This window comes from Yinghuangia seranimata (assembly GCF_029953285.1).
Taxonomy (GTDB): Bacteria; Actinomycetota; Actinomycetes; order Streptomycetales; family Streptomycetaceae; genus Yinghuangia; species Yinghuangia seranimata.
Genome location: NZ_JASAOI010000087.1, coordinates 17,066 through 43,673, shown reverse-complemented (window position 1 = coordinate 43,673; position 26,608 = coordinate 17,066). Strand labels below are relative to the sequence as shown.

At 71.4% G+C, this 26,608-nt stretch carries 25 protein-coding genes; 10 read left to right on the top strand and 15 right to left on the bottom strand.

Annotation, left to right across the window (positions count from 1 at the left end):
• Positions 1 to 79: 79 nt before the first annotated feature.
• A complete protein-coding gene (locus QI554_RS41035; RefSeq protein ID WP_281478002.1) occupies positions 80 to 1,105 on the bottom strand; it encodes an IclR family transcriptional regulator in 1,026 nt (341 codons plus the stop codon).
• A 135-nt stretch (positions 1,106 to 1,240) separates the two neighbouring features.
• On the opposite strand from QI554_RS41035, the gene QI554_RS41030 reads away from it, so the two are divergent.
• Both QI554_RS41030 and QI554_RS41025 read left to right on the top strand, forming a co-directional pair.
• On the top strand, positions 1,241 to 3,025 hold the full coding sequence (locus QI554_RS41030; RefSeq protein WP_281478001.1) for an N-acyl-D-amino-acid deacylase family protein: 1,785 nt from the start codon (positions 1,241 to 1,243) through the stop codon (positions 3,023 to 3,025).
• Between the two features lie 728 nt (positions 3,026 to 3,753).
• Positions 3,754 to 4,734 carry a hypothetical protein gene (locus tag QI554_RS41025; protein WP_281478000.1) on the top strand — a complete coding sequence of 327 codons (981 nt, stop codon included), beginning with the start codon at positions 3,754 to 3,756 and terminating at the stop codon, positions 4,732 to 4,734.
• Between the two features lie 304 nt (positions 4,735 to 5,038).
• Here the strand turns inward: QI554_RS41025 and QI554_RS41020 are convergent, their stop codons facing one another.
• Complete coding sequence (locus QI554_RS41020) at positions 5,039 to 5,230, bottom strand: DUF397 domain-containing protein (protein ID WP_281477998.1); 192 nt, start codon at positions 5,228 to 5,230, stop codon at positions 5,039 to 5,041.
• Complete coding sequence (locus QI554_RS41015) at positions 5,227 to 6,057, bottom strand: helix-turn-helix domain-containing protein (RefSeq protein ID WP_281477996.1); 831 nt, start codon at positions 6,055 to 6,057, stop codon at positions 5,227 to 5,229. Before QI554_RS41015 ends, QI554_RS41020 begins: the two co-directional genes overlap by 4 nt.
• A gap of 289 nt (positions 6,058 to 6,346) precedes the next feature.
• On the opposite strand from QI554_RS41015, the gene QI554_RS41010 reads away from it, so the two are divergent.
• Together QI554_RS41010 and QI554_RS41005 are read left to right on the top strand one after the other, a co-directional pair.
• Positions 6,347 to 6,478, top strand: coding sequence for a hypothetical protein (locus QI554_RS41010; protein ID WP_281477995.1), 132 nt, complete (start codon positions 6,347 to 6,349; stop codon positions 6,476 to 6,478).
• Positions 6,475 to 7,530: a methyltransferase domain-containing protein gene (locus tag QI554_RS41005; protein ID WP_281477993.1), complete on the top strand. Its 1,056-nt coding sequence runs from the start codon at positions 6,475 to 6,477 to the stop codon at positions 7,528 to 7,530. The genes QI554_RS41010 and QI554_RS41005 overlap by 4 nt, the downstream gene beginning before the upstream one ends.
• A gap of 633 nt (positions 7,531 to 8,163) precedes the next feature.
• Here the strand turns inward: QI554_RS41005 and QI554_RS41000 are convergent.
• The 7 genes from QI554_RS41000 to hemL form a co-directional block, all read right to left on the bottom strand.
• Positions 8,164 to 8,958: a hypothetical protein gene (locus tag QI554_RS41000; RefSeq protein ID WP_281477991.1), complete on the bottom strand. Its 795-nt coding sequence runs from the start codon at positions 8,956 to 8,958 to the stop codon at positions 8,164 to 8,166.
• Between the two features lie 91 nt (positions 8,959 to 9,049).
• Positions 9,050 to 10,222, bottom strand: coding sequence for a c-type cytochrome biogenesis protein CcsB (ccsB, locus tag QI554_RS40995; protein ID WP_281477990.1), 1,173 nt, complete (start codon positions 10,220 to 10,222; stop codon positions 9,050 to 9,052).
• A gap of 2 nt (positions 10,223 to 10,224) precedes the next feature.
• Entirely contained in the window at positions 10,225 to 11,898 is a 1,674-nt protein-coding gene (resB, locus tag QI554_RS40990) for a cytochrome c biogenesis protein ResB (RefSeq protein WP_281477989.1), read from the bottom strand.
• 3 nt (positions 11,899 to 11,901) lie between these two features.
• Entirely contained in the window at positions 11,902 to 12,654 is a 753-nt protein-coding gene (locus QI554_RS40985) for a cytochrome c biogenesis CcdA family protein (protein WP_281477987.1), read from the bottom strand.
• 4 nt (positions 12,655 to 12,658) lie between these two features.
• A complete protein-coding gene (locus QI554_RS40980; RefSeq protein WP_281477985.1) occupies positions 12,659 to 13,249 on the bottom strand; it encodes a TlpA family protein disulfide reductase in 591 nt (196 codons plus the stop codon).
• A 121-nt stretch (positions 13,250 to 13,370) separates the two neighbouring features.
• A complete protein-coding gene (locus QI554_RS40975; RefSeq protein ID WP_281477984.1) occupies positions 13,371 to 14,039 on the bottom strand; it encodes a histidine phosphatase family protein in 669 nt (222 codons plus the stop codon).
• A 2-nt stretch (positions 14,040 to 14,041) separates the two neighbouring features.
• Positions 14,042 to 15,379 (bottom strand): glutamate-1-semialdehyde 2,1-aminomutase, encoded by a 1,338-nt coding sequence (gene hemL, locus QI554_RS40970; RefSeq protein WP_281477982.1) that lies wholly within the window; start codon positions 15,377 to 15,379, stop codon positions 14,042 to 14,044.
• Between the two features lie 368 nt (positions 15,380 to 15,747).
• Between hemL and QI554_RS40965 the strand changes: the two genes are divergently transcribed.
• From QI554_RS40965 to QI554_RS40945, 5 genes are all read left to right on the top strand, one after another.
• Positions 15,748 to 16,737 carry a hypothetical protein gene (locus QI554_RS40965; RefSeq protein ID WP_281477980.1) on the top strand — a complete coding sequence of 330 codons (990 nt, stop codon included), beginning with the start codon at positions 15,748 to 15,750 and terminating at the stop codon, positions 16,735 to 16,737.
• A 142-nt stretch (positions 16,738 to 16,879) separates the two neighbouring features.
• The gene (locus QI554_RS40960; protein ID WP_281477978.1) at positions 16,880 to 17,320 is read left to right on the top strand and encodes a hypothetical protein; all 441 of its coding nucleotides are present in this window, start codon (positions 16,880 to 16,882) and stop codon (positions 17,318 to 17,320) included.
• 132 nt (positions 17,321 to 17,452) lie between these two features.
• A complete protein-coding gene (locus QI554_RS40955; RefSeq protein ID WP_281477976.1) occupies positions 17,453 to 18,148 on the top strand; it encodes a TetR/AcrR family transcriptional regulator in 696 nt (231 codons plus the stop codon).
• Entirely contained in the window at positions 18,145 to 19,074 is a 930-nt protein-coding gene (locus tag QI554_RS40950) for a TauD/TfdA dioxygenase family protein (RefSeq protein ID WP_281477974.1), read from the top strand. Before QI554_RS40955 ends, QI554_RS40950 begins: the two co-directional genes overlap by 4 nt.
• Positions 19,075 to 19,189: 115 nt before the next feature.
• The gene (locus QI554_RS40945; RefSeq protein WP_281477973.1) at positions 19,190 to 20,335 is read left to right on the top strand and encodes a low temperature requirement protein A; all 1,146 of its coding nucleotides are present in this window, start codon (positions 19,190 to 19,192) and stop codon (positions 20,333 to 20,335) included.
• 55 nt (positions 20,336 to 20,390) lie between these two features.
• Here QI554_RS40945 and QI554_RS40940 read toward each other — a convergent pair whose 3' ends face one another.
• From QI554_RS40940 to QI554_RS40920, 5 genes are all read right to left on the bottom strand, one after another.
• Positions 20,391 to 21,218 carry an SAM-dependent methyltransferase gene (locus QI554_RS40940; protein ID WP_281477970.1) on the bottom strand — a complete coding sequence of 276 codons (828 nt, stop codon included), beginning with the start codon at positions 21,216 to 21,218 and terminating at the stop codon, positions 20,391 to 20,393.
• 121 nt (positions 21,219 to 21,339) lie between these two features.
• Positions 21,340 to 22,962 (bottom strand): acyl-CoA synthetase, encoded by a 1,623-nt coding sequence (locus QI554_RS40935; RefSeq protein WP_281477969.1) that lies wholly within the window; start codon positions 22,960 to 22,962, stop codon positions 21,340 to 21,342.
• A 2-nt stretch (positions 22,963 to 22,964) separates the two neighbouring features.
• Positions 22,965 to 23,813, bottom strand: coding sequence for an SDR family oxidoreductase (locus QI554_RS40930; protein ID WP_281477968.1), 849 nt, complete (start codon positions 23,811 to 23,813; stop codon positions 22,965 to 22,967).
• Positions 23,810 to 24,502 carry a nitroreductase family protein gene (locus QI554_RS40925; RefSeq protein WP_281477967.1) on the bottom strand — a complete coding sequence of 231 codons (693 nt, stop codon included), beginning with the start codon at positions 24,500 to 24,502 and terminating at the stop codon, positions 23,810 to 23,812. The genes QI554_RS40930 and QI554_RS40925 overlap by 4 nt, the downstream gene beginning before the upstream one ends.
• 130 nt (positions 24,503 to 24,632) lie before the next feature.
• Positions 24,633 to 25,787, bottom strand: coding sequence for a CaiB/BaiF CoA transferase family protein (locus QI554_RS40920; protein WP_281477965.1), 1,155 nt, complete (start codon positions 25,785 to 25,787; stop codon positions 24,633 to 24,635).
• Positions 25,788 to 25,948: 161 nt separating this feature from the next.
• Between QI554_RS40920 and QI554_RS40915 the strand changes: the two genes are divergently transcribed.
• The gene (locus QI554_RS40915; RefSeq protein ID WP_281477962.1) at positions 25,949 to 26,548 is read left to right on the top strand and encodes a TetR/AcrR family transcriptional regulator; all 600 of its coding nucleotides are present in this window, start codon (positions 25,949 to 25,951) and stop codon (positions 26,546 to 26,548) included.
• The last annotated feature ends 60 nt before the right edge of the window (positions 26,549 to 26,608 follow it).

The window sequence follows — 26,608 nt, the reverse complement described above, 5'->3', positions numbered from 1 at the left end:
GGTTGATGAGGTTGTCAGACCAACGCCTGTGATCTGCGCCACATGTGACGGGGGCTCACGGCCCCTGGGTTTGCCCGGGTCAGGTCCGCAGGCGTGCGGACACCTCGGCGGCGACGGCGGCGAGGCGGCGCCCCACGTCGGCGACGCGGTCGCCCGGGGTGCGCGGCGCGAAGCCGTGCAGCGCGAGCACGAGGGCGACGTCGCCGTCGGCGTCGACGACGCCCGCGCCGATGCGGCCGAGCCGGTACTCGCGGTCGGGGTCGACGTCGAGGACGACGTCGTGGTCGGTGTCGCCGAGTTCGCCGGCGATCTCCTCCAGGAGGGTGCGCAGGCGGACGGCGGCGGGGGCGCGGCCGGGGTCGGGGTACGGGTCGGCCTGCGCGGTGCCGTACTGCGGGTTGCCCTGCGCGCTCCCCTGCGCCCTCCCGTGCCCGTCGCCCTGCACGCTGTGCCGCGTGAAGTCGCCGAACTGGTCGCCGAAGTGGTCGCCCAGGTGCTCGTCGAGCTGCGCGAGGGTGCGGCCGAGCTCGGTCTCGACGCGGGTGACCTGCTCGACGGCGTAGCCGCGGGCGCGCGAGCGGCGTACGGCCTCCTCGTGCCGGGCGCGTTTGGCCGGGTCGCTCGTGACGCCGTCGAGCCAGCGGCGCAGCGTCTGCTCGTCGGCCCAGCTCACGTAGCCGACGCCGAGCGGCGGCGCGATCGGGATCTGGTCGCCGACGCGGACGTGCGGGCCGTGCCCCGAGGGCCCGCGGACGACCTCGGCGACGGTCACGTGCGTCTCGCCGGGGGCGAGCGCGATGCAGGTCAGGCCGAGGTCGTCGCGCAGCCGCTGCATGCCGGGGAGGGCGAGGTCAACGACGCTGAGCCCGCGCGCGGCGGCGCGGCCGACGGTGACGAGCGCGGGGCCGAGGCGGTACGTGCGGCGGACGGGGTGGCGGACGAGCCAGCCCAGCTCGGAGAGGCTGACCAGCATGGGGTGGCAGGTGGCCGGGGTGACCGCGAGGTGGCGCGCGATCTCGGACAGCGTGAGGCCGTCCTCGGGGCGCGCGGCGATGGCGTCGACAAGCGCGACGAGGCGTTCGGTCTGCGGTGAGGGTCGGGCCACGCCCGGCACGGTACCGCTTCCCGATCTTTTTGCATAGTGCGAATATTGACTCGCACAGTGCGCAGTCGTACCTTCACCGCAGCGAGCACGGATCTGATGCGTGCTCAGATCCCGGGCGCGGGAAGGGGCTTGCACATGGACACCAGGTACGACCTCAAGATCACCAACGCCACGATCGTCGACGGCACCGGCGCCGACCGGTTCACCGGCGACATCGCCGTGAAGGACGGCCTCATCGTCGCCGTGCACCGGCACGACGACGGCGGCGCGGGGATCGAGGGCGACGCCGCCGAGACCATCGACGCGGCCGGCCGCCTGGTCACGCCCGGCTTCGTGGACATCCACACGCACTACGACGGCCAGGCCACCTGGGACGAACTCCTTGACCCGTCCACGTCGCACGGCGTCACCACGATCGTGTCCGGCAACTGCGGCGTCGGCTTCGCGCCGGTGCGGCCGGGCGCCGAGGACTGGCTGATCGGCCTCATGGAAGGCGTCGAGGACATCCCCGGCACGGCGCTCGCCGAGGGCATGACGTGGGGCTGGGAGACCTTCCCCGAGTACCTCGACGTCCTCGAGCAGCGGCACTTCGCCGCCGACATCGGCGTGCAGATCGCGCACGGCGCGGTCCGGGCGTACGCGATGGGCGACCGCGGCGCGCGCAACGAGCCAGCCACGGCCGAGGACATCGAGGCGATGGCCGTGATCGTCAAGGAGGCCGTCGAGGCGGGCGCGCTCGGGTTCTCCACCTCCCGCACCGTCATGCACCGCGCGATGGGCGGCGAGCCGGTGCCGGGCACCTTCGCCGCCGAGGACGAACTGTTCGGGCTCGGACGGGCGATGGCCGCGGGCGGCCGCGCGGTGTTCGAACTGGCCCCGACCGGCGCGTCCGGCGAGGACATCGTCGCGCCGCGGACCGAGGTCGAGTGGATGAAGCGGCTCGCCGAGGAGATCGGCATGCCGGTGTCGTTCGCGCTGCTCCAGGTGATGGCCGCGCCCGAGCTGTGGCGCGAGCTGATGGCCGAGTCGATGAAGGCCATCGAGGCCGGGATTCCGCTCTACCCGCAGGTCGCGGGGCGGCCGTTCGGCATGCTCACCGGGTTCACCACCCGCAACGCGTTCAGCAAGCGGCCGACCCTGCTCGCGCTCAACGAGCGGCACGCCGCGGGCGAGCTCGACGACGCCGCCTACGCAGCCGCCCTCGCCGACCCGGCGGTCCGCGAGGCCGTCCTGACCGAAGAGGACCTCCCGTCCGACGCGTCCATCCCGGGCGACTCGGTCAACCTGGCCCTCCAGCGGCTCGTCGGCATGATGTACCCGATGGCGGCCGTGCCCGACTACGAGCCGACCGCCGACCGCACCGTCACGGCGATCGCCGCCGAGCGCGGGCAGGACGTCTTCGCCACCCTCTACGACCTCATGCTCGAAGACGACGCCAAGGCCATGCTCACCGTCCCGCTGTTCAACTACGCGAACGGCGACCACGAGGCCATCCGCGAGATGCTCACCCACCCCGCGAGCGTCTTCGGCCTCGCCGACGGCGGCGCCCACTGCGCCATGATCTGCGACGCCTCGCAGCCCACCTACCTGCTCACCCACTGGGCCCGCGACCGCGCCCGCGGCGAGCGCCTCCCCCTCGAGTTCGTCATCAAGAAGCAGACCGCCGACACCGCCGAGCTCTACGGCCTCGGCGACCGCGGCGTCATCGAACCCGGCAAGCGCGCCGACCTCAACGTCATCGACCTCGACGAACTCACCCTCCACCGCCCCCGCATGGTCCACGACCTCCCCGCCGGCGGCGGCCGCATGCTCCAGGACGCAACGGGCTACGTCGCCACCGTCGTCGCCGGCCAAATCACCCGCCGCAACGGCCAAGACACCGGCGCCCGCCCCGGCCGCCTCGTGCGAGGCGCCCGCTAACGCCCTCCGGCCCGGACGGCGGCCGGACGGCCCGAACGGATTGCGGTGTGGCGCCCACGCCTCTCCTCGAGGTGAGGCACCACACCGCAATCCGCCCACGGGGCGTGGACTGCCGTGGCTCGCACGGGGGTTGGGCCGTTGCGCTGCGGCGGGGACTGCGCCTGTCTGCACCGTCCCTGACCTGCAACGCTGTTGGCGGCCTCCCGCCCCTCCCGCTTTTTGATTTTCGCGCGGCCGTCCCGCGCGTCAAGCCGCGGTGACCCTGACCCGGTTCAGATGGCCTGTCCCGGGGCGAAGGAGGCGGCTTGACCCGCGGGCCGTCCGCGCTAAAGACCTCGCACCTAGCGGGAGGGGCGGGGAGTGTGGCGCCGCTCCCTCGCCCCGCGCCGCTCGCCTGCGGCCCCAGCGCGGTCGCCGCGAACAGCGGTGCGGCTCATGTGCCCGTGGTCCGAGCGCCCGCCCTTCGTCCCGGCGTGGTCGCGCAGCTGTGCCTCTGCGCCTCGGTGCGGAGCCGAGAATACATCCCCAAATCGTAACAAATTCCCCTAATCGGGCATTCTCATCGGGCTCCCCGTGACTTTGGGAACCAAATGGACGCTGAGCGTCCATTTGGTTCCCAAAGTCACGGGGACGGCTGCCCATGGGTGTTTCGAGTCGCTCGAGTAGTTGTCCACACCCCGAGCTGCCAGTGTCGCCGACGGCCGCAACCGTGATGGATCATCACAAGCATGGCGACTGAGCTTGACGCCCTCATCCGCAGCCAGCGCGGTCTGATCACCCGGGCACAGGCCCGGCAATGCGGCGTGGGTGACCGAGCTTTCACCAGACGGTGCAGTTCCGGCGGACGCTGGACAGTCATCCTGCCTGGCATTGCGCTTACATCGGGTCTCGCCCCTACGCGGGATCAGCACATTCGAGCGGCACTGCTCTACTGCGGCAAAGGCTCCTTGCTGTCGGGGCGGGACGGGCTGGAACGGTACGGGCTTACCCGCGTGCCCGCGCTGCCGTTCATCCTCGTCGTGACCGCACACGGAACGCGGCGGCGGGCACTGCCTCCGTGGATCCGGCTCGTACGGACTACACGCGCGACGCGAAGCAAGGTGATCGGCGGGGTGAGGGTGGTGCGGCTGGCGCGGGCGGTGGTGGATACCTGTCGGCATGTGGAGCGGGAGCGGGATGTGCTGGCGCTCGTCGCACAGGTGGTCCAGAACCGGCGGGTGACGGTCGGCGAGCTTGAGGAGGAACTGGCGGCGGCGCCCCGGCGCGAGGATCGTCTGCTGAATCTCGCGCTGGAAGAACTGCGGACCGGGACGCGGTCGGTGGCCGAGGCCGAAGCGCGGAAGGTGGTCGAAGGCGCCGGGCTGCCGAAGGCGGTGTGGAACGCGCGGCTCTACCTCCCCGACGGAAGGTTCCTCGCCTGCCCAGACGGCTACTGGGTCGAGCTCGGGGTGGCACTTGAGGTCAACTCCTGGGCCTACCACTCCTCGCCGGAGGATTTGGCACGGACGGAGCGACGGCGGTTAACGATGACGGCGGCAGGTGTCATCGTGGTGGCGGTGACGCCCCTTGAGCTGCGGCTCGACCCGGCACGATTCATCGCCGACCTGGCCGAGGTGATCAGGCAGCGCACAGCAGCCGGGCTCGGGAAACCGCCCGGCGTGGAGGTACGGATCACCGACGGCGAGACTGGCGAACCCCGCTCGGCATGATCGTGCGGCGACCGCGCTGGGGCCGCAGGCGAGCGGCGTGAAACGAGGGAGCGGCGCCACACTCCCCGCCCCTCCCGCTAGGTGCGAGGTCTTTAGCGCGGACGGCCCGCGGGTCAAGCCGCCTCCTTCGCCCCGGGACAGGCCACCTGAGTCGGGTCAGGGTCACCGCGGCTTGACGCGCGGGACGGCCGCGCGAAAATCCAAAAGCGGGAGGGGCGGGAGGCCGCCAACAGCGTTGCAGGTCAGGGACGGTGCAGACAGGCGCAGTCCACGCCGCAGCGCAACGGCCCAACCTCGGCACAGGTCAGAGCGACTTGATCGACTCCGTCAGCGACGCCCAGGAGGACGCGGCGATGATCAGCTGTCCGACGTTCAGGTCCTTCGAGTCACGGACGCCTACCGCCGGTGTCAACGCTGCGGTTTCGAGACAGGCTCCGCCCTGGTTGCCGCTGTAGCTCGACTTCTTCCATCGGGGAACGCAGTCGTGCTTCGTCATGAAGTGCTCTCCAAGAGTTCGCGAATCACCTTCATTGACGCGGAAACTGACAACGTTTCCGTACGCAGCAGATCGTAGCGGCGTTCCAGACGATCGACCCGGGCCCGTTCCGCGATCAGATGTCCTCCGCCCATGGGCTCCAACCACGCACATGTTCCCCTGTCGGCAAGGTCCAGGAGGAGCACGGCGCCGTCCATACACGCGTGGAGTCCGGCAGATGTCGGCAGGATCTCGACCGTGACGTTGGGGAGTTCGCAGAGTCCGGCGATGTGGGCGAGCTGCGAGGAGGCGAAGTCAGGGTGTGCCATCAGGCGGCCGAAAGCGCCCTCGTCGATGATGGCCCAGTAGTCGAGCGGCATTACGGTCCGAGTCAGCACCTCCTGCCGCTTCATGCGGTCGCGCGTCCATGTCTCGACCACCTCGTCCGGTACCCGCATCTGCTGGAACTGGCAACGCGCGTACGCCTCGCACTGGAGCAGGCCCGGGATGGACTGTGGTGAGTACTCGCGCTCCCGGGTCGCCGTCGCCTCGGCCGCCTTGAATCCCTCGAACCACTTCGGTGTGACCTTGGCGAGCGCCTCGCGTGCGTGGTGGTCGAGGATCACCAACATGCCTCGCGCCTGGAGCACTTCGTCCAGCATGGGGACCACCTTCGGGTCAGGTGTCCGTTTCGCGGCCTCCCAGTACCCAACAGTGGTGCCGGTTGCGTGGACCTTGGTGCCCAGATCGTCCTGTGACCATCCCAGGTCGTTGCGGCGTTCCCGCAGGTAGTGGCCGAACGTGTGCCACAGCGACGCGAACGGGTCGAGTTCGTTGGGAGCAACCATTATCGCCTGTCCCCCGCTTCCGCCTGGTGGATTTCCAGCCGTTCCCACCGTACGTCGAGAGGTGTTCGCTCTGTAGCGGAACGGTCACTCGGGAGGTGGAGAATGGCGGACGACGAGGTACGAGGGCGACGCGCGAGTCGTATGACGATCCGGACGTATGTACCTGGCACGGCAAGTCAGGAGTCCAGCGAACGGCTTTGGGTGATCCGCCCACGCGATCCGTTGTCCACGCCCGTCTCGCTTTCCGGGTGGCCGCTCTGCCGATGCCTGAGATGCAAAAGGGAGAGTCATGGGGACCAGAGGTAAGCCGAACGACCAGCCGACGCAGGGCAATTCCAACGACGGCCAGTCCAACACCATCGGCGGTGGCAACACTGGCGACCACCGCAAGCCCAAGGGCGACAAGAAGGACGGCAAGTGACCGAGCCGGACAACGCGTCCGTACGTCTGCTGGGGAGGGACCGCACGCCGTTCCTCCCCGGCAGGTTGTTCGTCGACGGCGAGTGGATCACGCGAGCGGGGGACTTGGAGGCGTGGCAGGCTGCGGCCCGGTCGGACGAGGCCGTGACAACGCAGATGGCCGGTGCCGTCCCGTCGTCGTCGGCCTCTATGCCCACAGTCGTGAAGGCCATGCTCGACGCCTGCGATGTGCACCCGGGACACCGTGTCCTGGAGATCGGCGCCGGCACCGGCTACACCGCCGCGCTCCTGGCGGACCGAGTCGGCCCGACGGGTTCTGTCGTGACGGTGGAGGTCGACCCGGACGTCGCCGAGTCGGCGCGCCGGAACCTCGACGCGACCGGCGTTCCGAACGTCGACGTCGTCTGCGCGGACGGCTTCGACGGACGGCCGTCCAGCGGACCGTACGACCGCGTCCACGTCACCTGCGCGATCCGCCACATGCCCTCGGCTTGGCTGGAACAGTGTCTCGACGGCAAGATCGTGATGCCTTGGGGACCCGCGTTCAGCACCGAGCGCGTCGTCAGCCTGCGTGTACGCGACGGCGAGGCTGTGGGGCGGTTCGGTGAGGTCGCCTCGTTCATGGTGATGCGGTCTCAGCGGTCGCGAGCGTGGGACGAATGGCCGGACGGCGGCGAGACCAAGCCTGTCTCCCTCGGCCCCGACTGGGCGCGACTCGACGGACCGCTGGGCGGGTTCGGCGAGTTCGTCATCGGCCTGCTCCTGCCCGGCGTCACACATCGCACCAGCGGCGACGACCCGGCCGTCGGTGAGCGGGTGCTGTCGCTGGAGCGCGACGGCCGGTACGCGTCCGTCGGCTTCGGAGCCGGCGTCGAGACCAACGCGGCCGGGGACGAGGCTCTCGTCCAGGAGTACGCCGACGCCGTCCGCTGGTGGTACGACCACGGCCGCCCGGAGTCGTCGGGCTTCGGCCTGACCGTGCGCCCGAACGGCGCCCGCGCCCGCCAATGCGTCTGGTTCGGCTCACCGGCCGGCCCGAGTTGGGAGCACTGAGGTCATCGACAGCACGGGCCTTTAAGCACGGCAGATGGATGTGCGGCGTAGCGATGCCGACGAGGAAGGTGGCGTCCCAAGGAACGGGTCATGCTGCCGCTGGCGGTGGAGCGGATAACCGTGATGCATAACGACGGAAAGCCCCGAGCGTCGACAATCCGCGCGAGATCCAGCGCGGCGCGGCCCACGGCCGCGCCGCGCAACCGGCCCGAAAGCGCCAGTGATCGCAGGCTCCGCCCGGGTCGGCGCGTCGCGCGCAAGGTTGATGGCCACGTCCCCGACATTGCGTTGCCGCCCGCTCCGGGCGGCGACGCAATGCGCTTTCGCTCAGTCCATGCCGTACGCGGTGGTGCGTCGTCGGCTGTCGGCGAGGTCCGGGGTCGGGTATGCGCACCTGCAGCTCGCAGGCGCGCACAACGGCGGTTCAGATAGTGCGTGTCCCCTGCGATTGCCCTCGGTGCGCTCCGAAGTGCGGAGCACCAGGCGGGGTTTGAGCGCGGCGCCGCCGTAGGCGGCGCCGCGCCACACGTTCAGGATCCGCGCAGTCAGGCCTCGACATCAGCACGAGCCCAATCTGATGTGCCACACGGGGTCTTGGCGCGGCCTCCGAGGCCGCGACAAGCCGGTCGGCTGTCAGCAGTGGCAGCCGAGACGGATCAGCAGGGTGTCGCCCGGCAGGCTCAGGAGGTAGTCCGTCGCCTCCATCCGGTACAGATCGCGCCAGTTCAGGCCGGGCTCGGGGCACGCCTGCACGGTGGCGTAGCCGAAGGCGCCGTCCTCATCGAGCCATCGGCCGTCCAGGGTGAGCAGGGCCTCCGCGCTGATGATGCCGGCGGTGGCCTTGCGCCGGTACGCGGGCCAGCCTCCGGTGAGGAGGAGGACCGGGTCGTCGAGCCAGACGAAGGGGTCGGCGGTCTGGCTGAACGGCACATGCTCGTGGCCTTGCAGTTCGGCGAGTGCGTGGACGAACGGCTGCGCCTGGTAGTCCGCGTTCATCTGCGGATACGGGTACCCGTCCGGGTCTGCGAGGCTGCGGGCGCGGAGCTCGCCCCAGGACGCCGCCGGCGGGTGGGCGGCACCCAGCTCGGAGAGGACACGCCACGCCGCTTCGGCGCGACGCTCTGCCTCCGCCAACGGGGTCGCGAAGTCAATCAGTTCGTGCGGAGCGCCGCCACACCAGCCGGGCACGGGCGGGGCCGCCGGACTGCCGTCCCAGAGTGTCTTGCGGTGCACGAGCCGGGGGTCGTCGTCGTGGCCTGGGATCACCGGGAAGCCGGCCGTGCCGTCACGGATCCACCACTCGTCCCACATCCACGTCTCTTCCGGCCCCTCGCATATCTTGAACGGGGCCAGCGCGGCAGCCACTGCCGCCTCCACATCCGCGCCGGCTTCCGGCGGTAGGCAGACGATCGCGCTGAACTTGGCCATGCACCACTCACCTTCGGATCGGGACGAAGGCGATCATGCCGGAGGGCCGGACGCGGGGTGCGTCCGGCCCTCGTTGGGAAGGGCGTGGCGGTCAGACTCCGCTGTAGGAGTGCAGGCCGTTCACGAAGATGTTCACGCCGTAGTAGTTGAAGAGGAAGCACCCGAAGGCGGCCAGCGACAGGTAGGCCGCGTTGCGGCCCTTCCAGCCGCCGGTGGCGCGGGCGTGGAGGTAGCCGGCGTAGACGACCCAGGTGATGAAGGACCAGGTCTCCTTGGGGTCCCAGCCCCAGTAGCGGCCCCAGGCGACCTCGGCCCAGATGGCGCCGGCGACGACGGCGAAGGTCCACAGGGGGAAGATCAGGGCGTTGACGCGGTAGGCGGTCTTGTCGAGGGAGACCGAGGCCGGCAGGCGTTCCATCATCGTGTCCCACCGGCGGGCGGGCTTGTCCTCGGAGGCCATGCGCTGCTCGTAGCGCTCCTTGACGAGGAACAGCACCGAGGCGAGGGCGCCGATGTGGAAGGCGCCGAAGGAGACGATGGCGGTCGAGACGTGGATCCACAGCCAGTACGAGTGGAGCGCCGGGACCAGCTGCTGCGTGTCGGTGTAGAGCACGGTGACCGCGACGCCGAGGGTCGTGATGACCGGCAGCAGGATGAACAGGCCGAGCCAGCGCACCGGGCGGCGGGTCATCAGGACGAGGAACGCCGCGACGGCCATGAGGGCGACCGAGGTGGAGAACTCGTACATGTTGCCCCACGGCGCGCGCTTGACCGCGAAGCCGCGGGCGAACAGCGTCCCGGCGTGGAGCAGGAAGCCGACGACGGTCAGGCCGACGGCGATGCGGCCGAAGCGGTCGGAGCGTTCGTCGCCGTTGGTGACGTCGCCGCGGTCGTCGGCGGCGTCCGCGTCGTGGCCGCCGCCGCGGACCACCACGACGGGGCGGCCTGCGTCGACGCCGTCCGCGTCGCCGCCTCCGGTGCGCGTCTCGGTGGCGACGGGGCGGGTCGCGACGGCGACACCGCCGAACGCGGCCGCGATCGTCGCGGCGGGCGCCACCGCGGCGGGTGCCCCGGCCTCGGCGGCCGGCTCGGCGACGAGCGCGGCCGACTGCTGCGCGACGCGGCTGCGCCCGCCGAACACCCACTCCGCGCAGTACGCGAAGAAGGCCAGCACGTACACGGCGATCGCCGAGTACATGCACCAGTTGCTGAGATGCGCCAGGTTCTCGTTGACGGCGTCGACCGTCTCGGCACTCAGGAGCACGCCTAGTCCTCGTCCCTCTTGTTCAGGTCAGCGCCCTTGCCGGTGCCGCCCGACGATGCGACAGGTGCCGAGGCCCGCAGATCGTCCGCGAGTGCCTGCACCTCCTGTGCCAGACCGCCGCCTTCGGTGCGGCTGAGTCCGGCGACCTCCACGACGGTACGCCCGTCGGCCCCCTGCACCGCGCGCACCCACATGCGGCGGCGGCGTACGAACAGCGACAGCACGAGGCCGGCGATGGCCGCGATCACGCTGTACAGCGCGAGCCCCTTGCCGGGCTCCTTGCTGACCTGGAACTGGCCCCACTGCGAGACGCCGTCGAACGTGATGCTGCCCTGGTTGTCGGGCAGCGCGAGTGTCTCGCCGGGCAGCATGCTGGCCGCCCACGGCTTGCCGTTCTCGGTCAGCTGCCGCATCTTGTCGGTCTTGAGCTTGTAGATCGACTGCGGGATGCCCGAGTCGACGCCGAGGTCGCCGACGTACGCGGTGAGGAACAGCGCGGGGAAGTCCAGCGACGGGAACGTCGAGTGCGGACCGCGGCCCGGGGTGATGGCCGTGGACGGGGTGAAGATCCCGCTGAAGCCGAGCTGTTCGAGGCCGGGGCTGACGTCCGGCACCTTGATGACGCCGGTGCCGGTGCGGTTGGTGTCCTGCTGGATGAACACCACCGGGCCCTTGAACGCCACCTTGCCCCGGGCGTCCTTGACGGTCACGACCGGCGCGTAGCCGGTGTTGGTCAGGTAGACCTTCGTGCCGCCTATCTCCAGCGGCTCGTTGACCTTGATGGTGCCGTGCTTGTCGGTGCCGTTCGCGCCCTGCCAGTACGTGACCTCGGCCTTGTAGTCGCGGGCGGCGCCGCGCTGTGTGCCGAGGCGTTCGAAGCGCTGGGTGATGGAGTCGACCTTGAAGCCGAACTTCTCCATGTCGGTGGTGTCGAACCACGGCCCGGAGTTGAAGTCGTCGTACTGCGCCAGGACGTTCGCGAAGCCGCCGCCGGACTTCTCCACCAGCAGCGTCGACCCGGAGCCCTTGAGGAGCGAGCCCATCAGGACGGCGACGAGCACGCCGATGAGCGCGGTGTGGAACACGAGGTTCCCGGTCTCGCGCGCGTAGCCCTTCTCGCCCGCGACCTGGTCGTCGGTCGGGGTGAGCCGGAAGCGGCGCTTCTTGAGCTGCCCGCGCGCGGCGGCGAGGACGGTCTCGGGGTCGGCGTCGGTCTCCCACGTCGCGTAGACCGGGAGCCGGTCCATGCGGCGCGGCGCGGCCGGCGGGCGGGTGCGCAGCGCCTTGGCGTGCGCCCAGGTGCGCGGCACGATGCAGCCGACGAGGGAGATGAACAGCAGCAGGTAGGTGGCGGAGAACCACCAGGACGAATAGACGTCGAACAGCTGGAGCTTGTCCATCCACTCGGCGCGCCCGGGGTGCTGCCGGAAGTACCCGTCGACCTTGAGCGGGTTGGATCCGCCGCGCTGCGGGATCAGCGAGCCGGGGATGGCCGCGACCGACAGCAGCAGGAGCAGGAGCAGCGCGACGCGCATCGAGGTCAGCTGCCGCCACGTCCAGCGCAGCCAGCCGCGCAGGCCGAGTCTGGGCTGCTGCAGCGGGTCGCCGGATTCGGGCTGCGGCGCCGTGGACATTCCGGCGGCGGCGGTCCCCTGCTCGCTCGTGTCGATACTCACGCGTCAGATTCCGATCGTGTATCCGCTGACCCAGGTCTGCATGTGGCGGACGAGGTGGTCCCAGACGCCTGTGACCATGAGCAGGCCCAGGGCGACCAGCAGTCCGCCGCCGAGGCGCATCACCCAGACGTAGTGCCGCTTGACCCAGGCGAACGCGCCGAGCGCTTTGCGGAAGGCGAGGGCCGCGAGGATGAACGGCACGCCCAGCCCCAGACAGTACGCCACCGTCAGCACCGCGCCGCGGTTGGCGCTCGCCTGGTCGATGGACAGGCCGAGGACGGCGCCGAGCGTGGGCCCGATGCACGGCGTCCAGCCGAGCCCGAACACCACACCCAGCACGGGCGCGCCGGCCAGGCCGAGGGTGGGGCGCGTGTGGATGCGGAACTCGCGCTGCATGCCCGGGATGACGCCTATGAACGACAGCCCCAGCACGATCGTGACCGCGCCGAGCACGCGCGTGATGAGCGCCTGGTGCCGCAGCAGGCTGCTGCCGAAGTAGCCGAACGCGGCGCCCATCGACACGAACACCGCGGTGAAGCCGAGCATGAACAGCAGCACGCCGAGCAGCAGGCGGCCGCGCCGCGCGTCCTTCAGGTCGGCGCCGGCGACGCCGGTGACGTACGACAGGTAGCCGGGCACCAGCGGCAGCACGCACGGGGAGAAGAACGACACGAGCCCGGCGAACAGCGCGATCGGTATGGCCAGCAGCAGGGAACCGCTGGTGACCGTCGCGGTGGCGTCGGCGGCGAGCAGCACGCGCTCAGCCCTTCATCGCGTAGTCGACCATCGAGCGCAGCTCCTCTTCCGTGATGCCGCGCAGCGCCCGCGCGGCGATCCGGCCGTCCTTGTCGATGACGAGGGTGCTGGGGATGGCCGCCGGGTTGAGGTTCCCGGGGAACTTGAGGATCTGCTTGCCCTCGGGGTCGTACACGCTCGGGTAGGTGATCTGCTGGCGCTGCTCGAACATCCGGGCGGCGTCCGGCGAGGTGTCGCGGGTGTTGATGCCGAGGAAGGCGACGCCGGCGTCCTTGGTGGTGTCGTACACCTTCTGCAGGTTGGGCGCCTCGCTGCGGCAGGGGCCGCACCAGGAGCCCCACACGTTGAGCACGACGACCTTGCCCTTGAACTGCTCGAGCGAGATGTCCTGGCCGTCGACGGTCCTGCCCTCGACGTTCGGGGCGGACTTGCGGTCGCCGGCGGAGATGAGCTTGATGCCGTCGCCCTGGACGTAGCCCTGCTGGTCGCCGCCCACCGACTTGCCTCCGCCGTTGCCGCTGGTGCAGCCGACGAGGGCGATCACTGCGACGGCCGCGAGTGCCGCGGCGCGGCGGAGGGGGCGCTTCGAGAACATGTGAAAAGTTTCGCATGCGGTTTGCGCGCCTTCGCACGGGGTCCGCGGAAACGAACGCGGGTGGCGTTTCCGGACGGTCGCCCGCCCCGAAACACCACCCGCAATGTCCGTATTGTCGGCTTTAGGCGCCGAACTGCTTGGCCTGCTTGAGCAGTTTGGCCGGCAGCAGGTCGCGCGCCGGCTCGGTGTAGCCGACCGAGACGATCTTGTCGCCCTCGTACGTGAACGTCGTCAGCGACGCCAGCGAGCACTGCCGCTTGCGCGGGTCGTGCCACAGCCGCCGCCGCTCCACGAACGACCGCGTCACCCAGATCGGCAGCTGGTGGCTCACGCACACCGCCTCGTGCCCGCGCGCCAGGTCGCGCGCCCGGCCGAGCGCGCCCATGACGCGCACGACCTGCTCGATGTACGGCTCGCCCCACGACGGCTTGAACGGGTTCTTCAGGTACTTCCAGTACTCCGGCTTGCGCAGCGAGCCGTCGCCCACCCCGAAGGTCTTGCCCTCGAAGATGTTCGCCGCCTCGATCAGCCGGTCGTCGGTCGCGACCTCGAGCCCGTGCCGGGCCGCGATCGGCGTCGCGGTCTCCTGGGCGCGGTCCAGGGACGACGCCACGACGTGCGTGACGTCCCGCGACGCCAGGTGGTCGGCGACCCGCTCGGCCATCTTCACGCCGAGCTCGGACAGGTGGTAGTCGGGCAGCCGGCCGTACAGCACGCCCTCGGGGTTGTGCACCTCGCCGTGCCGCATCAGGTGGACGACGGTCACGTCGCGGTCGGAACGCTCGGCCATGCTCAGTTGCCCTCCGGGGAAGCCTCGGCCGCGGCGCGGGCGGCCCGCGGCAGCGCGTCGAGGATACGGTCGAGCGCCGCGTCGTCGTGCGCGGCGGACAGGAACCACGCCTCGAAGGCGCTCGGCGGCAGGTACACGCCGGCGTCGAGCATCGCGTGGAAGAAGGCCGAGAAGCGGAACGACTCCTGCGTCCGCGCCTCGTCGTAGTTCGTCACCGGGCGGTCGGTGAAGAACACCGAGAACATGTTGCCCGCCGCCGAGACGGTGTGCGCGACGCCCTCCTTGGCGAACGCCTCCGACACCGCCGTGCGCAGCGTCAGCGACGCACGGTCCAGGTGCGCGTACACCGCGTCGTCGCACAGCCGCAGCGTGGTGACGCCCGCGGCCGTCGCGACCGGGTTCCCCGACAGCGTGCCCGCCTGGTACACCGGGCCCGCCGGAGCGAGGTGCGCCATGACGTCCGCGCGGCCGCCGAACGCCGCGGCCGGGAAGCCGCCGCCCATCACCTTGCCGAAGGTCAGCAGGTCGGGGGTGACGCCCTCGACGCCGAACCAGCCCGCCTTCGAGACGCGGAAGCCGGTCATCACCTCGTCCGAGACGAACAGCGCGCCGTGCGCGCGGCACAGCTCGGCGAGCCCCGCGTTGAAGCCGGGCGCGGGGGTGACGACGCCCATGTTGCCGGGCGCCGCCTCGGTGATGACGCACGCGATGTCGTCGCCGTGCGTCGCGAAGGCCGCGCGCACCGCCTCCAGGTCGTTGTACGGCAGCACGAGCGTGTCGGCGGCCTGCGCGCCGGTCACGCCGGGGGTGTCCGGCAGCGCGAACGTCACGAGCCCCGAGCCGGCCGCGGCGAGCAGCGCGTCGACGTGGCCGTGGTAGCAGCCGGCGAACTTGACGACCTTGCTGCGGCCGGTGAAGCCGCGCGCGAGCCGGATCGCCGACATCGTCGCCTCGGTGCCGGAGGTCACCAGGCGGACCTGCTCGACGGGGGCGACGCGGGCGACGATCTCCTCGGCGAGCTCGACCTCGCCGCCGCCGGGCGTGCCGAACGACGTGCCGCGGGCGACGGCGGCGCTCACCGCGTCCACGACCTGCGGGTGCGCGTGGCCGAGGATCATCGGGCCCCACGAGCACACCAGGTCGACGTACTCGCGGCCGTCGGCGTCGGTCAGGTAGGGGCCGCGCCCGGACACCATGAAGCGCGGCGTCCCGCCGACCGCGCGGAAGGCGCGCACCGGCGAGTTGACGCCGCCGGGGGTGACGGCGCGGGCCCGGTCGAACAGGGCCTGCGACGCGGGGGCATCGGAGGGGTAGGACGGGATCTCGTTGACAGGGCTCACGAAGCCATCGTCTCACTGCGGGGACGGGGGCCCGGCCACCCGGCGGCGGGGCCGGGCGGCGGCGCGTCCCGGGGTGCCGACGGGCCGCCCAGGGGCGTGCCGGGGTGCGTGCGGGACGCGTGCCGACCGAGGTACGGCCGAAAGTCGGGAAAATGGACCCGCCGGGCGGGACCGGTCAGCCGGAACAGGTCGGTATTATCAGACGATCCGTCATCTGCCGTCTCGGGAGTCCCACTCGCCGCGGCATGACGGGGGGTGCGACAGGGCGGCGCGGTTTCGAGCAGGGGCGGGTGCGCGTGGCGGCAGGGATGCGGTCGGGCTTGTTTCGGGGTGCTCCTCGAATTGGCAGAGGCCCGGCGCGCGCGGCGGTGTTGGCCGTCGCGGTCGCTGTCACGGCGGCGCTGACGGCCGGCTGCTCGTCGGACGACGGCGGCTCGTCGTCGAGCGGCCTCGAGGACGCCCTCGGAAAGACCGCCGACCTGCCGGGCAACCGGGTCTCCTTCGAGTACGGCGACCTCAAAGCCGTCCGCGACGCCAACGGCGGCGTCCTCCAGGGCCCGTACGGCCCGCTGACGGACGCGGGCCTGGGCGATCTGGCCAGTGTGTACCAGATGGTCCCCGAGGCGTACGGCATCGACCTGGCCAAGGCCGACCGGGCGTGGTCCGCGGGCGAGCCGCCGGACAACGGCGGCGTCCTGGAGGGCTCGTTCGACGCGGCCGCGGTGGAGGGCAAGCTCAAGGGCCTGAACGCCAAGCAGGACAAGACGCCGAGCGGTGCCTCGGTGTGGCGGACCGCGCCGGACCACGAGATGGGCCTTCAGAAGGCGCCGCTGCCGGCCGCGGTCACGCAGTTCAACGTCGCCGAGGTCGGGAGCGGGCGGATCGTGCACGGCCCGTCGGCCGCGGTGGTCGACGGCCTCGCGCATGCCGACGGCAGGACGCTCGCCGACGTCGACGCCTTCAAGGAGTCCGCGGCATGCCTCGGCGATGTGCTGGCCGCGTCCCTGCACGCCCCGTCGGACGACGCCGGGGGCAGGGGCGGCGCCCACCCGGTGTTCACCGCGGCGGGGGTGCGCGGCGGCAAGGGCAAGCCCGCCACCGAGGTGCTGTGTGTCCCGCTGCAGGGCATCGCCGCCGGACAGGACCCCGTCGCGGCGGTCAAGGACTTCTTCGCGAAGCAGTCGACGCGGTCCGGAGCCCCGTGGAGGCAACTGCTCTCGGACGTCAAGGTCGAGAAGACCGGCAACGCGATCCGCGTGACCGCGACCCCGGCGGCGGGACGCAAGGCCGGGGTGTTCCGGAACGCGCAAGTCCAGGGCGACCTGGCCGACTTGCCGATCGCATCAGGGGGTTCCTGACGCCTCCTCAGGACAGCCGGTTCCCGGCACCTTCGAGTGGTGCACACCTGTTACCTAAGCTTCGTGCCCTGTGCACAGGGTTCCTGGGACGATCAACAAGCACGGCGGCAAGGCACGGCGGAAGCACGAAAGGAGGCGGCCGGTGGGAGTGACGTACGAGTACTTCGGTGCGCCCGACCGTGCGTCCGCCGCCCGGGTGCCTCCCCTCATCGACCCGCTCGACCTCGGCGAACTGCGCGAGCGGCCGAGCAACTCGTACATCAGCAACGTGAAGCCGGAGACCGTCAGCGCCATGGTGCTGTCGCTGCTCGGCGACACGCCGCGCGAGTCCACGCCGCCGCTCGAACTCGTGGTGCTGCACCCGGCGCACGCCGTCATGCAGCTGCCGCCGATACTGCTTGAAGTGCTGCGCAACGCGACCGACGAGGAGCTGGGCGCCGCGGCGTTCATCTGGTCCACGGTGCCGGACCGGCGCATCCCGCGTGACGCCTACCTGCTGTACCGGATGCTGCACGACTGGACCGCGTTCGCGCACGAACTGCACCGGGCGGGCGACCAGTTGTACTGCCTGATGCACTCCTGACCCGCCCGTAACACAGCGCCGTCGAGGGCGCCCCCGAGCCCGGGGGCGCCCTCGACGCGTTTCCGGCGCCGCCGCCCACATTCACCGTCTAACCCACTTGAGTTATTAACCCGCGCGCTTTAACGTGCCGCCATGAGCGTGGACACGGCAGGCGGGAGCGGCCGCGGCGCGGCCGCACGGCTCGGCATGATCGAGGTCGCGGAGCGGCTGTTCGCCGAACGCGGCGTCAACGGCGTATCGCTGCGCGAGATCGGCACCCAGGCCGGGCAGCGCAACACCGCCGCCGCGCGCTACCACTTCGGCTCCAAAGAGGCGCTCGTCGACGCCGTGTTCCGGTACCGGATGGAACCGATCAACGCGCGCCGCCTCGACCACCTCGACGCCCTCGACCACGCCAGCCGCGGCCACGAACTGCGGGGCCTGGTCGAAGCGTTCCTCTATCCGCTCGCGGAGACGCTCGGCGAACCCGACGCGCCCAGCTGGTACCTGCGGTTCTGCGTCAACGCGGGCCTGCTCGAGGGCACCGCCGTCGCCGACCTGTCCCGCGAGGAGTGGACGCGCGGCGTCTACCTCGTGCGCCGCCGCATCGAGGACCTGCTCGCCCACCTGCCGCAGCCGCTGCGCCGGGACCGCTGGGGCCTGCTGTCCGGCTACCTCGGCCACGCCCTCGCCAACCGCGAAACGCTCATCCAGTACGGCCGGGCCGCGACGCTGACGCCGCGCCCGGTGTTCCTCTCCGACCTCGTCGACACCGCCGTCGCCCTCGCGGCCGCACCCGTGTCGCCCGACACCGAGGCCGCCCTGCACCGATTCCGGAGGACCCCGTGACCGCACCCGCCGCCACGCCCGTGAACACCGAGGCGAGCACCGGCCTCGACATCCGCCCCATGGCCGGGCACATCGGCGCCGAGATCCTCGGCGTCGACCTGTCCCAGCCGCTCACCCCCGAGCTCGTCGCGGAGATCCGCGCGACGCTGCTCCAGTGGAAGGTGGTGTTCTTCCGCGACCAGGACATCACGCAGGCCCAACACCTGGCGTTCGCCAAGGCGTTCGGCGAGCCGACCAAGGCGCACCCGACGCTGCCGTCGCAGTTCCCCGACTACCCCGAGATCCTGCTGCTGGACAACCAGCAGATGGGCGGAGGAGGGGGCATGGGCGGCGGAGGCACCGTCGAGAGCCGCTGGCACACCGACGTCACGTTCATCCCGAACCCGCCGATGGGCTCCATCCTGCGCGGCGTCGTCGTCCCGCCCTACGGCGGCGACACCCAGTGGACGAACCTCGCCGTCGCCTACGACCGGCTGTCCGACCCGATCAAGGCCGTCATCGACGGCCTGCACGCGGTGCACCACAACACGCTGCCCATGAAGCGCGGCGAACTGCCCGGCCAGCTGGCCAAGGTGTTCCTCGGCGACGGCATACGCTCCGTCCACCCGGTCGTGCGCGTGCACCCGGAGACCGGCGAGAAGATCCTGTTCGTCAACCCGAACTTCACCAGCCACATCCTCGAACTGACCCGCAACGAGGGCCGGCACCTCCTCGCGCTGCTCTACGAGCACCTGCAGGACGCCGAGTTCACCGTGCGCTTCCGCTGGCAGCCCGGCAGCATCGCCTTCTGGGACAACCGCTCCACCGCGCACCTGGTCCCCACCGACGTGCCGGCCGGCATGCACCGCTCCATGCAGCGCATCACGATCGCGGGCGATCTCCCCGTCGGCCCCGACGGGTTCGTGTCGCACGCGGTGGCGGGCTGACCGGGGGTACGCGCCGCGGGCGCGCGCACTCCCGGCGCGCGCACGCCGCCAGACCGCCGTGCGCGGACCGTCCCGTCCGCGCACGGCAGCCCGTTTCCGCCCCGATAATGACGCCGTGGCCCTCTCCAAGTCCGGTACGGCGCACGCCGTGCAGTCCTCGGAACGCGTCTCCACGCTCGAGCTGTTCTTCGACCTCGTCTTCGTCTTCACCATCACGCAGCTGTCCGCCGCGATCGCCCACGACCTGAACCTGACCGGGATCACCCGCGTCGTGATCATGCTCGCGGTCATCTGGTGGATGTACAGCGGCTACGTATGGCTCACCAACGCGGTCCCGCCGACGACGCCGCTGCGCCGGTGCCTGCTGATGGTCGGCATGTCGGGGTTCCTGGTCGTCTCGCTGGCCATCCCGCACGCGTTCGACGACCACGACAGCGCGTCCGCGTTCGGCTGGGGCTACCTGGTCGTCACCCTCGTGCACACCACCCTGTTCCAGGCGTCCGGCGCCGGCCGCGCGTCCATCCTGCGCAACGCGCCGGTCAACCTGGCCACCGCCGCGCTCGTGGTGGTCGGCGCCTACCTCCACGGCGGCCTGCAACTCACCCTGTGGGCGGGCGCCGCACTCGTGCAGATCGTCACCCCGCACGTCACCAACGCGCTGGCATTCCCGCTCTCCGCACGGCACTTCGTGGAACGCCACGGCCTGGTGGTCATCATCGCGCTCGGCGAGTCCGTCATCGCGATCGGCGCAGGCGCGCAGGGCCTCGACCTCGACCTCAAGCTCATCGCGACCGCGGTCCTCACGCTCGCGCTGTGCTTCGCCCTGTGGTGGGCGTACTTCGGCGACGACGAGGAGGCGCGGGCCGTCGCCATCATGGACGAACTCCCTCTGCGTGCCCGCAACATGCGCGGCCTGACCGTGTACGGCTACGGGCACTACGCGCTGCTGCTGGGCATCCTGCTGTTCGCCGCCGGGGTCAAGAGCGCGGTGGCGCACCCCGCCGACCGGCTGGACGCGGCGCAGGCCGTCACGCTCGCGGGCGGGCTCGGGCTGTTCCTGGCCGCCAACGTCGTCACCCGCTGGACGTTCGGCATCGGCCCGAACTCCTACCGCGTCGGCGCCGTGCTGTCGCTGGCCGCGACCATCCCGCTGGGCATGTTCGCGTCCGCGCTCGCCGAGACCGCGGCCATCGTGGCGGTACTGACCGTCGCCGGCGTCCTGGAGACGCAGCGCTACCCGGACCCGGACACCGCGGGGTGACCGGTTCCGTTCCCCGTGCCGGCGCCGCCGCATACGGGGAACCGGTGCTCAGCCGTCAGGGCTTCTTGCCGATACCGCCGAGCAGCAGCTGCTGCGACATCGGCAGCGGGTCCTCGACCGGGCCCTCCGGGCGCCACAGCGGCAGGTAGCCGATCCCCGGCTCGACGACGTCCAGGCCCGCGAAGAAGCCCTCGATCTCCTCGCGGCTGCGGAACCGGCCGGTGTTGTGCGCACCGTGCAGCACGCGCTCGATGTCCTCGGCCTCGCGGGAGCCGTTGGCGAAGAAGTGCGTCAGGAACAGGTAGCTGCCCGACGGCAGCGCGTCCAGGTACGTCTTGACGATGCCCGCCGGGTCCTGCGCGTCCTCCAGGTGGTGCACGATCGCGACCATCAGCAGGCCCACCGGCCGGTCGAAGTCGATGAGTTCGCGCACCTCGGGGAGCGCGAGCACCCGCTCGGGCTCGGTCGCGTCGGCGGTCACCACGCGCGTGCGCGGGCTGTCCGCCAGGATCGCGCGGCCGTGCGCCAGCACGATCGGGTCGATGTCGACGTACACGACCGCCGCGTCCGGGTTGTGGCGCTGCGCGACCTGGTGGGTGTTCTCCGCGGACGGCAGGCCCGAGCCCAGGTCGATGAACTGGTCGATGCCCTGCTCGGCCATGAACCGCACGCCGCGCGACAGGACCTGACGGTTGATCAGCGCCGTCCGCTGCGCGTCGGGCACCGCCGCGAGCAGCTCGGCGGCGGCCGCGCGGTCCGACGCGAAGTTGTCCTTGCCGCCCAGCACCGCGTCGTAGACACGGGCGATGCTGGGCACGCTCACGTCGATACCGCTCGGCGTCCACTGCTCCAGCGGGTCCGTCTGCGGCTGCTGCTCGGTCACGAGTCCCCCTAGGTGGGCGCCGCAGGACGCGACGATCGGCTGACGGCCTGAGAACGCGCCAACCAGCCGGAGCGTTCCCGCGGACCGCGCTGATGTTAACCCACCCGGGTGAACGGCAACCCTACGGAGCGGAACCGGAGTTGACGGGTCCTGTCATCGCCTCCACCGCAACCCGCTTGGCCCACTGGTAGTCCGGCTTCCCGGCCGGCGACCGCGGCACCGCGTCCACCAGGACCAAGTCCCGGGGGACCTTGTACCCGGCGATGGACGCGCGGCTATGCGCGGCGAGTTCGGCGAGCGTGACGGTGTGCCCGTCGCGCACCGAGGCCACCGCGGCGACGCGTTCGCCGAAGCGCGCGTCCGGCACGCCGACGACCACGACGTCGTACACCGCCGGATGCGCCTTGAGGACGCCCTCGACCTCCTCCGGATACACCTTCTCGCCACCGGTGTTGATGCACACCGAACCGCGGCCGAGGAGGGTGACCGTACCGTCCTCCTCCAGGCGGGCGAAGTCACCAGGCACCACCCAGCGCACGCCGTCCGGGTCGACCGGGAACGTCGCGGCGGTCTTCTCGGCGTCCTTGTAGTAGCCGAGCGGTATGTGCCCGGTGCGCGCCATGCGCCCGGTCTCCCCCGGCTTCACCGGCCGCAGGTCGTCGCCGAGCACCGCGGTGTTCGGCTTCAGCGGAAACCGGCCGTCCGCGTTCTGCGCGCTGCCCGCGCCGAACTCGGACGCGCCGAAGCCGTCGGAGATGTACAGGCCCGGGACCAGCGACTTCAGCTGCTCCTTGACGGCGGGCGACAGCAGCGCGCCGCCCGAGCCGATCACCTTGAGGCTGGACGCGTCGTGGCCGCCGCGCGCCAGCTCGTCCGCGAGCGGCCGCGCCATCGCGTCGCCGACGAGCATCAGCGTCGCGGCGCCCTCGCGCTCGACGGCCCGCAGGATCGCCTCGGGGTCCCAGCGCTGCCCCGTCCACAGCACGGCGGTTCCGGCGCTGAGCAGCGTGATCCACGTGACCCACTGGCCGTTGCCGTGCATCAGCGGCGTGGTCAGCATCTGCACCAGCGGCGGCTTGTCCGCCTTGGCGGCCAGCTCCTCCGGGTCCGAGATCGGCGCGCCGCCGAAGTTCCCGCCGCCGAACGCGCTGACGAAGACGTCCTTGGCGTACCACTGGACGCCCTTGGGGAACCCGGTCGTGCCGCCGGTGTAGACGATGTACTGGTCGGTGTCCGAGCGCGGGCCGAAGTCCCGTTCCTCGGAGGCCGCGTCGACCAGGCGCATGCCTTCGAGGTCGACGACGTCCGCGAACCCCTCGGACACCGTGCCGTCGCCGTCGGTCGGCAGCACGAACAGCGTCTTCAGGACGCCCGGGACGGGGTCGACCGCGTCCACGGTGTCGAGCAGGTCGGCCTCCACCACCAGCGCCTTGATGTCGGCGTTGTCGAGGACGTACCGCAACTCGTCCGCGACATAGCGGTAGTTGATGTTGACGGGGACCGCGCGCGCCTTGAACGCGCCGATCATCGCCTCCAGCCACTCGGACCGGTTGCGGGCGTAGACGCCCACGTGGTCGCCGGGTCCGATGCCGCACGCGATGAACGCGTGCGCGAACTTGTTGGCACGGGCGTCCAGTTCCCGGTAGGTCAGGCGGACGTCGCCCGCGACCAGCGCGAGCCGGTCCGGGCACGCGTCCACGACGACCTCGAACAGGTCGGCCAGGTTGAAGGTGCGCGCGGCCATCGTCACGCGTCCTCGGCGACCACGCCGCGCAGCCCGTCCGCGCCGAACAGCGGCTCCAGCACACTGCTGAAGTCCGGTCCGCGGCGCAGGTGGTGGCCGCCGTCCACGTTGATGACCTGGCCGGTCAGCCACGTCGACTCCGGGCCCACCAGGAACGCCGCGAGCGCCGAGATGTCCTCGGTCTCGCCGAACCGGCCCAGCGGCGTGCACTGCAGGTAGTCCTCCAGCAGCGGCCCGCCGTCGGTGATCATCTGCACCATGTCGGTGCGCACCAGGCCCGGGCGGATGCTGTTGACCCGCACGCCGCTCGCGCCCAGCTCGTCCGCCGCCAGCTGCACCAGGTGGTCGATACCGGCCTTCGACACGCCGTACGCGCCGAACCAGCGGTGCGTGTTGGACGACGCCACCGACGAGATCGCCACGAACGAGCCGCCTCCGCCGCGGACCATGTGGCGCGCGCTGTGCTTCAGCACCAGCATCGTGCCGGTGACGTTCAGCTCGACGGTCTCCCGCCACTTCTGCGTGTCCAGCTGCGTGACCGGGCCCATCGTCGAGTTGCCGCCGGCCGACGCGACCACGGCCTTCAGCGGGCCCAGCGACGCCGCCTGGTCCACGGCCGCCTTAGTCTGCGCCTCGTCGGTCACGTCCGCGACCGCGTACCCGACCTGCACGCCGGGCGCGGCGGCCTTGCGGATCTCCTCGACGGCGCCCTTGAGGCGGTCCTCGCTGCGGCCGGCGATCGTCACGTGCGCGCCGTCGGCGGCGAACCGCACCGCGCAGCCCAGGCCGATGCCGCTGCCGCCGCCCGAGACGAACGCGGCGGCGCCTTCCAGCGGAAGCTTCGTGGTCACTTGGTGTCTCCCTCGGTGTCGGACGGGGCGGTGGCGGGCCACAGCGGGGCGGGGATCTCGAAGCCGACCGGGGTGCCCCAGCCGTTGCGGTACGCGACCTCGTGGGCCGAGGTGCGCGGGGCGACACCCCACCGGCCGGTCGGGTAGCCGAACGACACGCAGCACGCCATCCGCCAGCCCTCCTCGGCGGGCACGCCGAGGACGCGGTTGAGCTCGTCGCGGTGCGCGATGCCGAGCACGGCGGTCAGCGCCGAGCCGACGCCCTCCGCGCGGGCCGCCAGCTGGGCGCTCCACACGGCCGGGAAGATCGAGCCGCCGGTGTTGTCGAACTGCGAGAAGCCGAACAGGAACAGCGGCACCTGCTCGAAGTTGTCGGCGAGCCACTGCGAGGAGCGCTGCACGCGCAGGAACTGCTTCGACTCCTCGGCGTCCGGGTCGGCGGCCGCGGCGGCGACCTTCGACGCGTAGATCGTCTTCCAGATCTCCGCCATCGCCTCGCGGTACAGCGGGCCTATCTGCGCCTTCACGTCCGCGTCGTCGACGAGCAGGAAGCGCCAGGTCTGCGAGTTGCCGCCGCTGGGCGCCCGCACCGCGGCGTCGAGGATGCGCGCCTGGACCTCGTACGGCACGGGGTCGGGCTTGACCCGGCGCATCGCGCGGGTCGTGTAGAGCGCTTCGTGGATGTCCATGGTTCTCCTGGGGTGGGGCTGTGTCTTCGCAGTCTCCGTGGTCTTCCGCGGTCTCTCGCGGTCTCTCGCGGTCTCTCGCGGTCGTCGCGGTCGTCGCGGTTTCCGCGGTCCCTCGCGGTCTTCCGCGGTCTCAGACGACGGCGCCGGCCGCGCGCAGCCGGGCGATCTCGTCGGCGGGCACACCCCACGCCTCGAGCGCGGCGTCGGTGTCGCCGCCGTCGGCCGCCGGGCCCGGGTTGACGGGACGCGCCGGCGTCGCCGCCGGGGTGCCGCTGAAACGCGGCGCGGGGGCCGGCTCGGGCAGGCCGTCGACGTCGTGGAACGTGCCGCGCGCGACGTGGTGCGCGTGCGCCGGGGCCTCGTCCGGCGCGAGCACGGGCGCGAAGCAGGAGTCGGTGCCCTCCAGGAGCTCGCACCACGCGTCGCGCGTGCGGGTCGCGAACACCTCGGCGAGGCGCGCCTTCATGGCCGGCCACGCGCCGCGGTCGTACTGCTTCTCGAACGCCGGGTCCTCGGACAGGCCGAGTCGGGCGAGGAGTTCGGCCCAGAAGTGCGGCTCGATCGAGCCGACCGCGACGAACTTGGCGTCGGACGTCTCGTACACGTCGTAGAACGGCGCGCCGCCGTCGAGCAGGTTCGTGCCGCGCGGGCCGAGGCCGCCGTTCGCGGCCATCGTGAACCAGGTCGCGCCGAGCGTCGCGGCGCCGTCGATCATGGCGGCGTCGACGACCTGGCCGCGGCCGGTGCGGGCCGCCGACAGCAGCGCGGACACCAGGCCGTACGCCAGCAGCAGCCCACCGCCGCCGAAGTCGCCGACCAGGTTCAGCGGAATGCTCGGCGGCTGCCCGGCGCGGCCGATCGGCTCGAGCATGCCGGCCAGCGCGATGTAGTCGATGTCGTGCCCCGCGGCCTTGGCCAGCGGGCCCTCCTGGCCCCATCCGGTGAGCCGGCCGTAGACCAGCTTCGGATTGCGCTCCAGGCACACGTCGGGGCCGAGGCCGAGGCGCTCCATGACGCCGGGGCGGAACGGCTCGATCACCGCGTCCGCGCGGGCCACCAGGTCGAGGGCGGCGGCCACCCCCTCCGGCGTCTTGAGGTCGACGGACGCGGAGCGCTTGCCGCGGTTCATGGGGTTGCGCGACGGGCCCGGGAAGCCCTTGCGGGCGGTGTCGGCGCGGTCCAGGCGCAGCACGTCGGCGCCGAGGTCGGCGAGCAGCATGCCGCAGAACGGGCCCGGGCCCAACCCCACGAACTCGACGACGCGGATGCCTTCCAGCGGTCCCACTGTGCCTCCTGGCCTGGCTTCGTAACGCGGTCTGTGCTCGGGTGGATCCCGGGCGGAACGCGGGCGGATACGCGGGTGGAGCGGGTTCATGAGACAGGTGCGGTCGATCTGACGAGACGTCAGACTAGACTTCAGTCTCATCCGGAGGCAAGATCACACCCATGGCTCCGCCGAACACCACCATCACCCTCACCCGCGCCCTCACCCGCGACCAGCAGGCGCGGCGCGAACGCCTGGTCAAGGCAGCCCTCGACCTGGCCGCGGAGGGCGGCTACACGTCCGTGACCATGCACGACGTCGCGGACCGCGCCGGTGTGGCGCGGGCCACCGTCTACCGCTACTTCACGTCGAAGGACCACCTGCTCAGCGAGGTCTCCGCGCTGTGGATCGGCCAGGTCATCGACGAACTGACGGCGAGCGAGCTGCCCGCGGACCCCGCCGGGCGACTCGCCGGCATGCTGTGCCGACTCGTCGAGGTCAGCGCCGAGAACCGGCTGCTCACCGAGGCGATCCTCCAGGCCGCCACCTCCCCCGACCCGTCCGCCGAAGCGTCCCACCAGACCTTCGCGTACACCATCACGATCATCACCGACACCGCCCTCGGCGCCCCCGAGGACGAGGCCGCCCGCGCGCACTTCCGCGACCTGCAGACCGTCCTCGGACACGTCCTGCTGTCCGGCCTGCTCAGCCTCTCCCACCGCGGCCGCAGCACCGAGGAAGTGCAGGAACTCATGCGCACGGCCGTACGGCTGGTGCTCTAGCGCCCGACCGGGGCCCCCGTCCAGGCCTCCGGCCCACTCGACACGTGACACCGCAGGATC

Coding starts and splice junctions, on each gene's coding strand:
- QI554_RS41030 (WP_281478001.1), top strand. CDS start 1,241: ATGGACACCAGGTACGACCTCAAGATCACCAACGCCACGATCGTCGAC.
- QI554_RS41025 (WP_281478000.1), top strand. CDS start 3,754: ATGGCGACTGAGCTTGACGCCCTCATCCGCAGCCAGCGCGGTCTGATC.
- QI554_RS41020 (WP_281477998.1), bottom strand. CDS start 5,230: ATGACGAAGCACGACTGCGTTCCCCGATGGAAGAAGTCGAGCTACAGC.
- QI554_RS41015 (WP_281477996.1), bottom strand. CDS start 6,057: ATGGTTGCTCCCAACGAACTCGACCCGTTCGCGTCGCTGTGGCACACG.
- QI554_RS41010 (WP_281477995.1), top strand. CDS start 6,347: ATGGGGACCAGAGGTAAGCCGAACGACCAGCCGACGCAGGGCAATTCC.
- QI554_RS41000 (WP_281477991.1), bottom strand. CDS start 8,958: ATGGCCAAGTTCAGCGCGATCGTCTGCCTACCGCCGGAAGCCGGCGCG.
- QI554_RS40980 (WP_281477985.1), bottom strand. CDS start 13,249: ATGTTCTCGAAGCGCCCCCTCCGCCGCGCCGCGGCACTCGCGGCCGTC.
- QI554_RS40975 (WP_281477984.1), bottom strand. CDS start 14,039: ATGGCCGAGCGTTCCGACCGCGACGTGACCGTCGTCCACCTGATGCGG.
- QI554_RS40955 (WP_281477976.1), top strand. CDS start 17,453: ATGAGCGTGGACACGGCAGGCGGGAGCGGCCGCGGCGCGGCCGCACGG.
- QI554_RS40935 (WP_281477969.1), bottom strand. CDS start 22,962: ATGGCCGCGCGCACCTTCAACCTGGCCGACCTGTTCGAGGTCGTCGTG.
- QI554_RS40925 (WP_281477967.1), bottom strand. CDS start 24,502: ATGGACATCCACGAAGCGCTCTACACGACCCGCGCGATGCGCCGGGTC.
- QI554_RS40915 (WP_281477962.1), top strand. CDS start 25,949: ATGGCTCCGCCGAACACCACCATCACCCTCACCCGCGCCCTCACCCGC.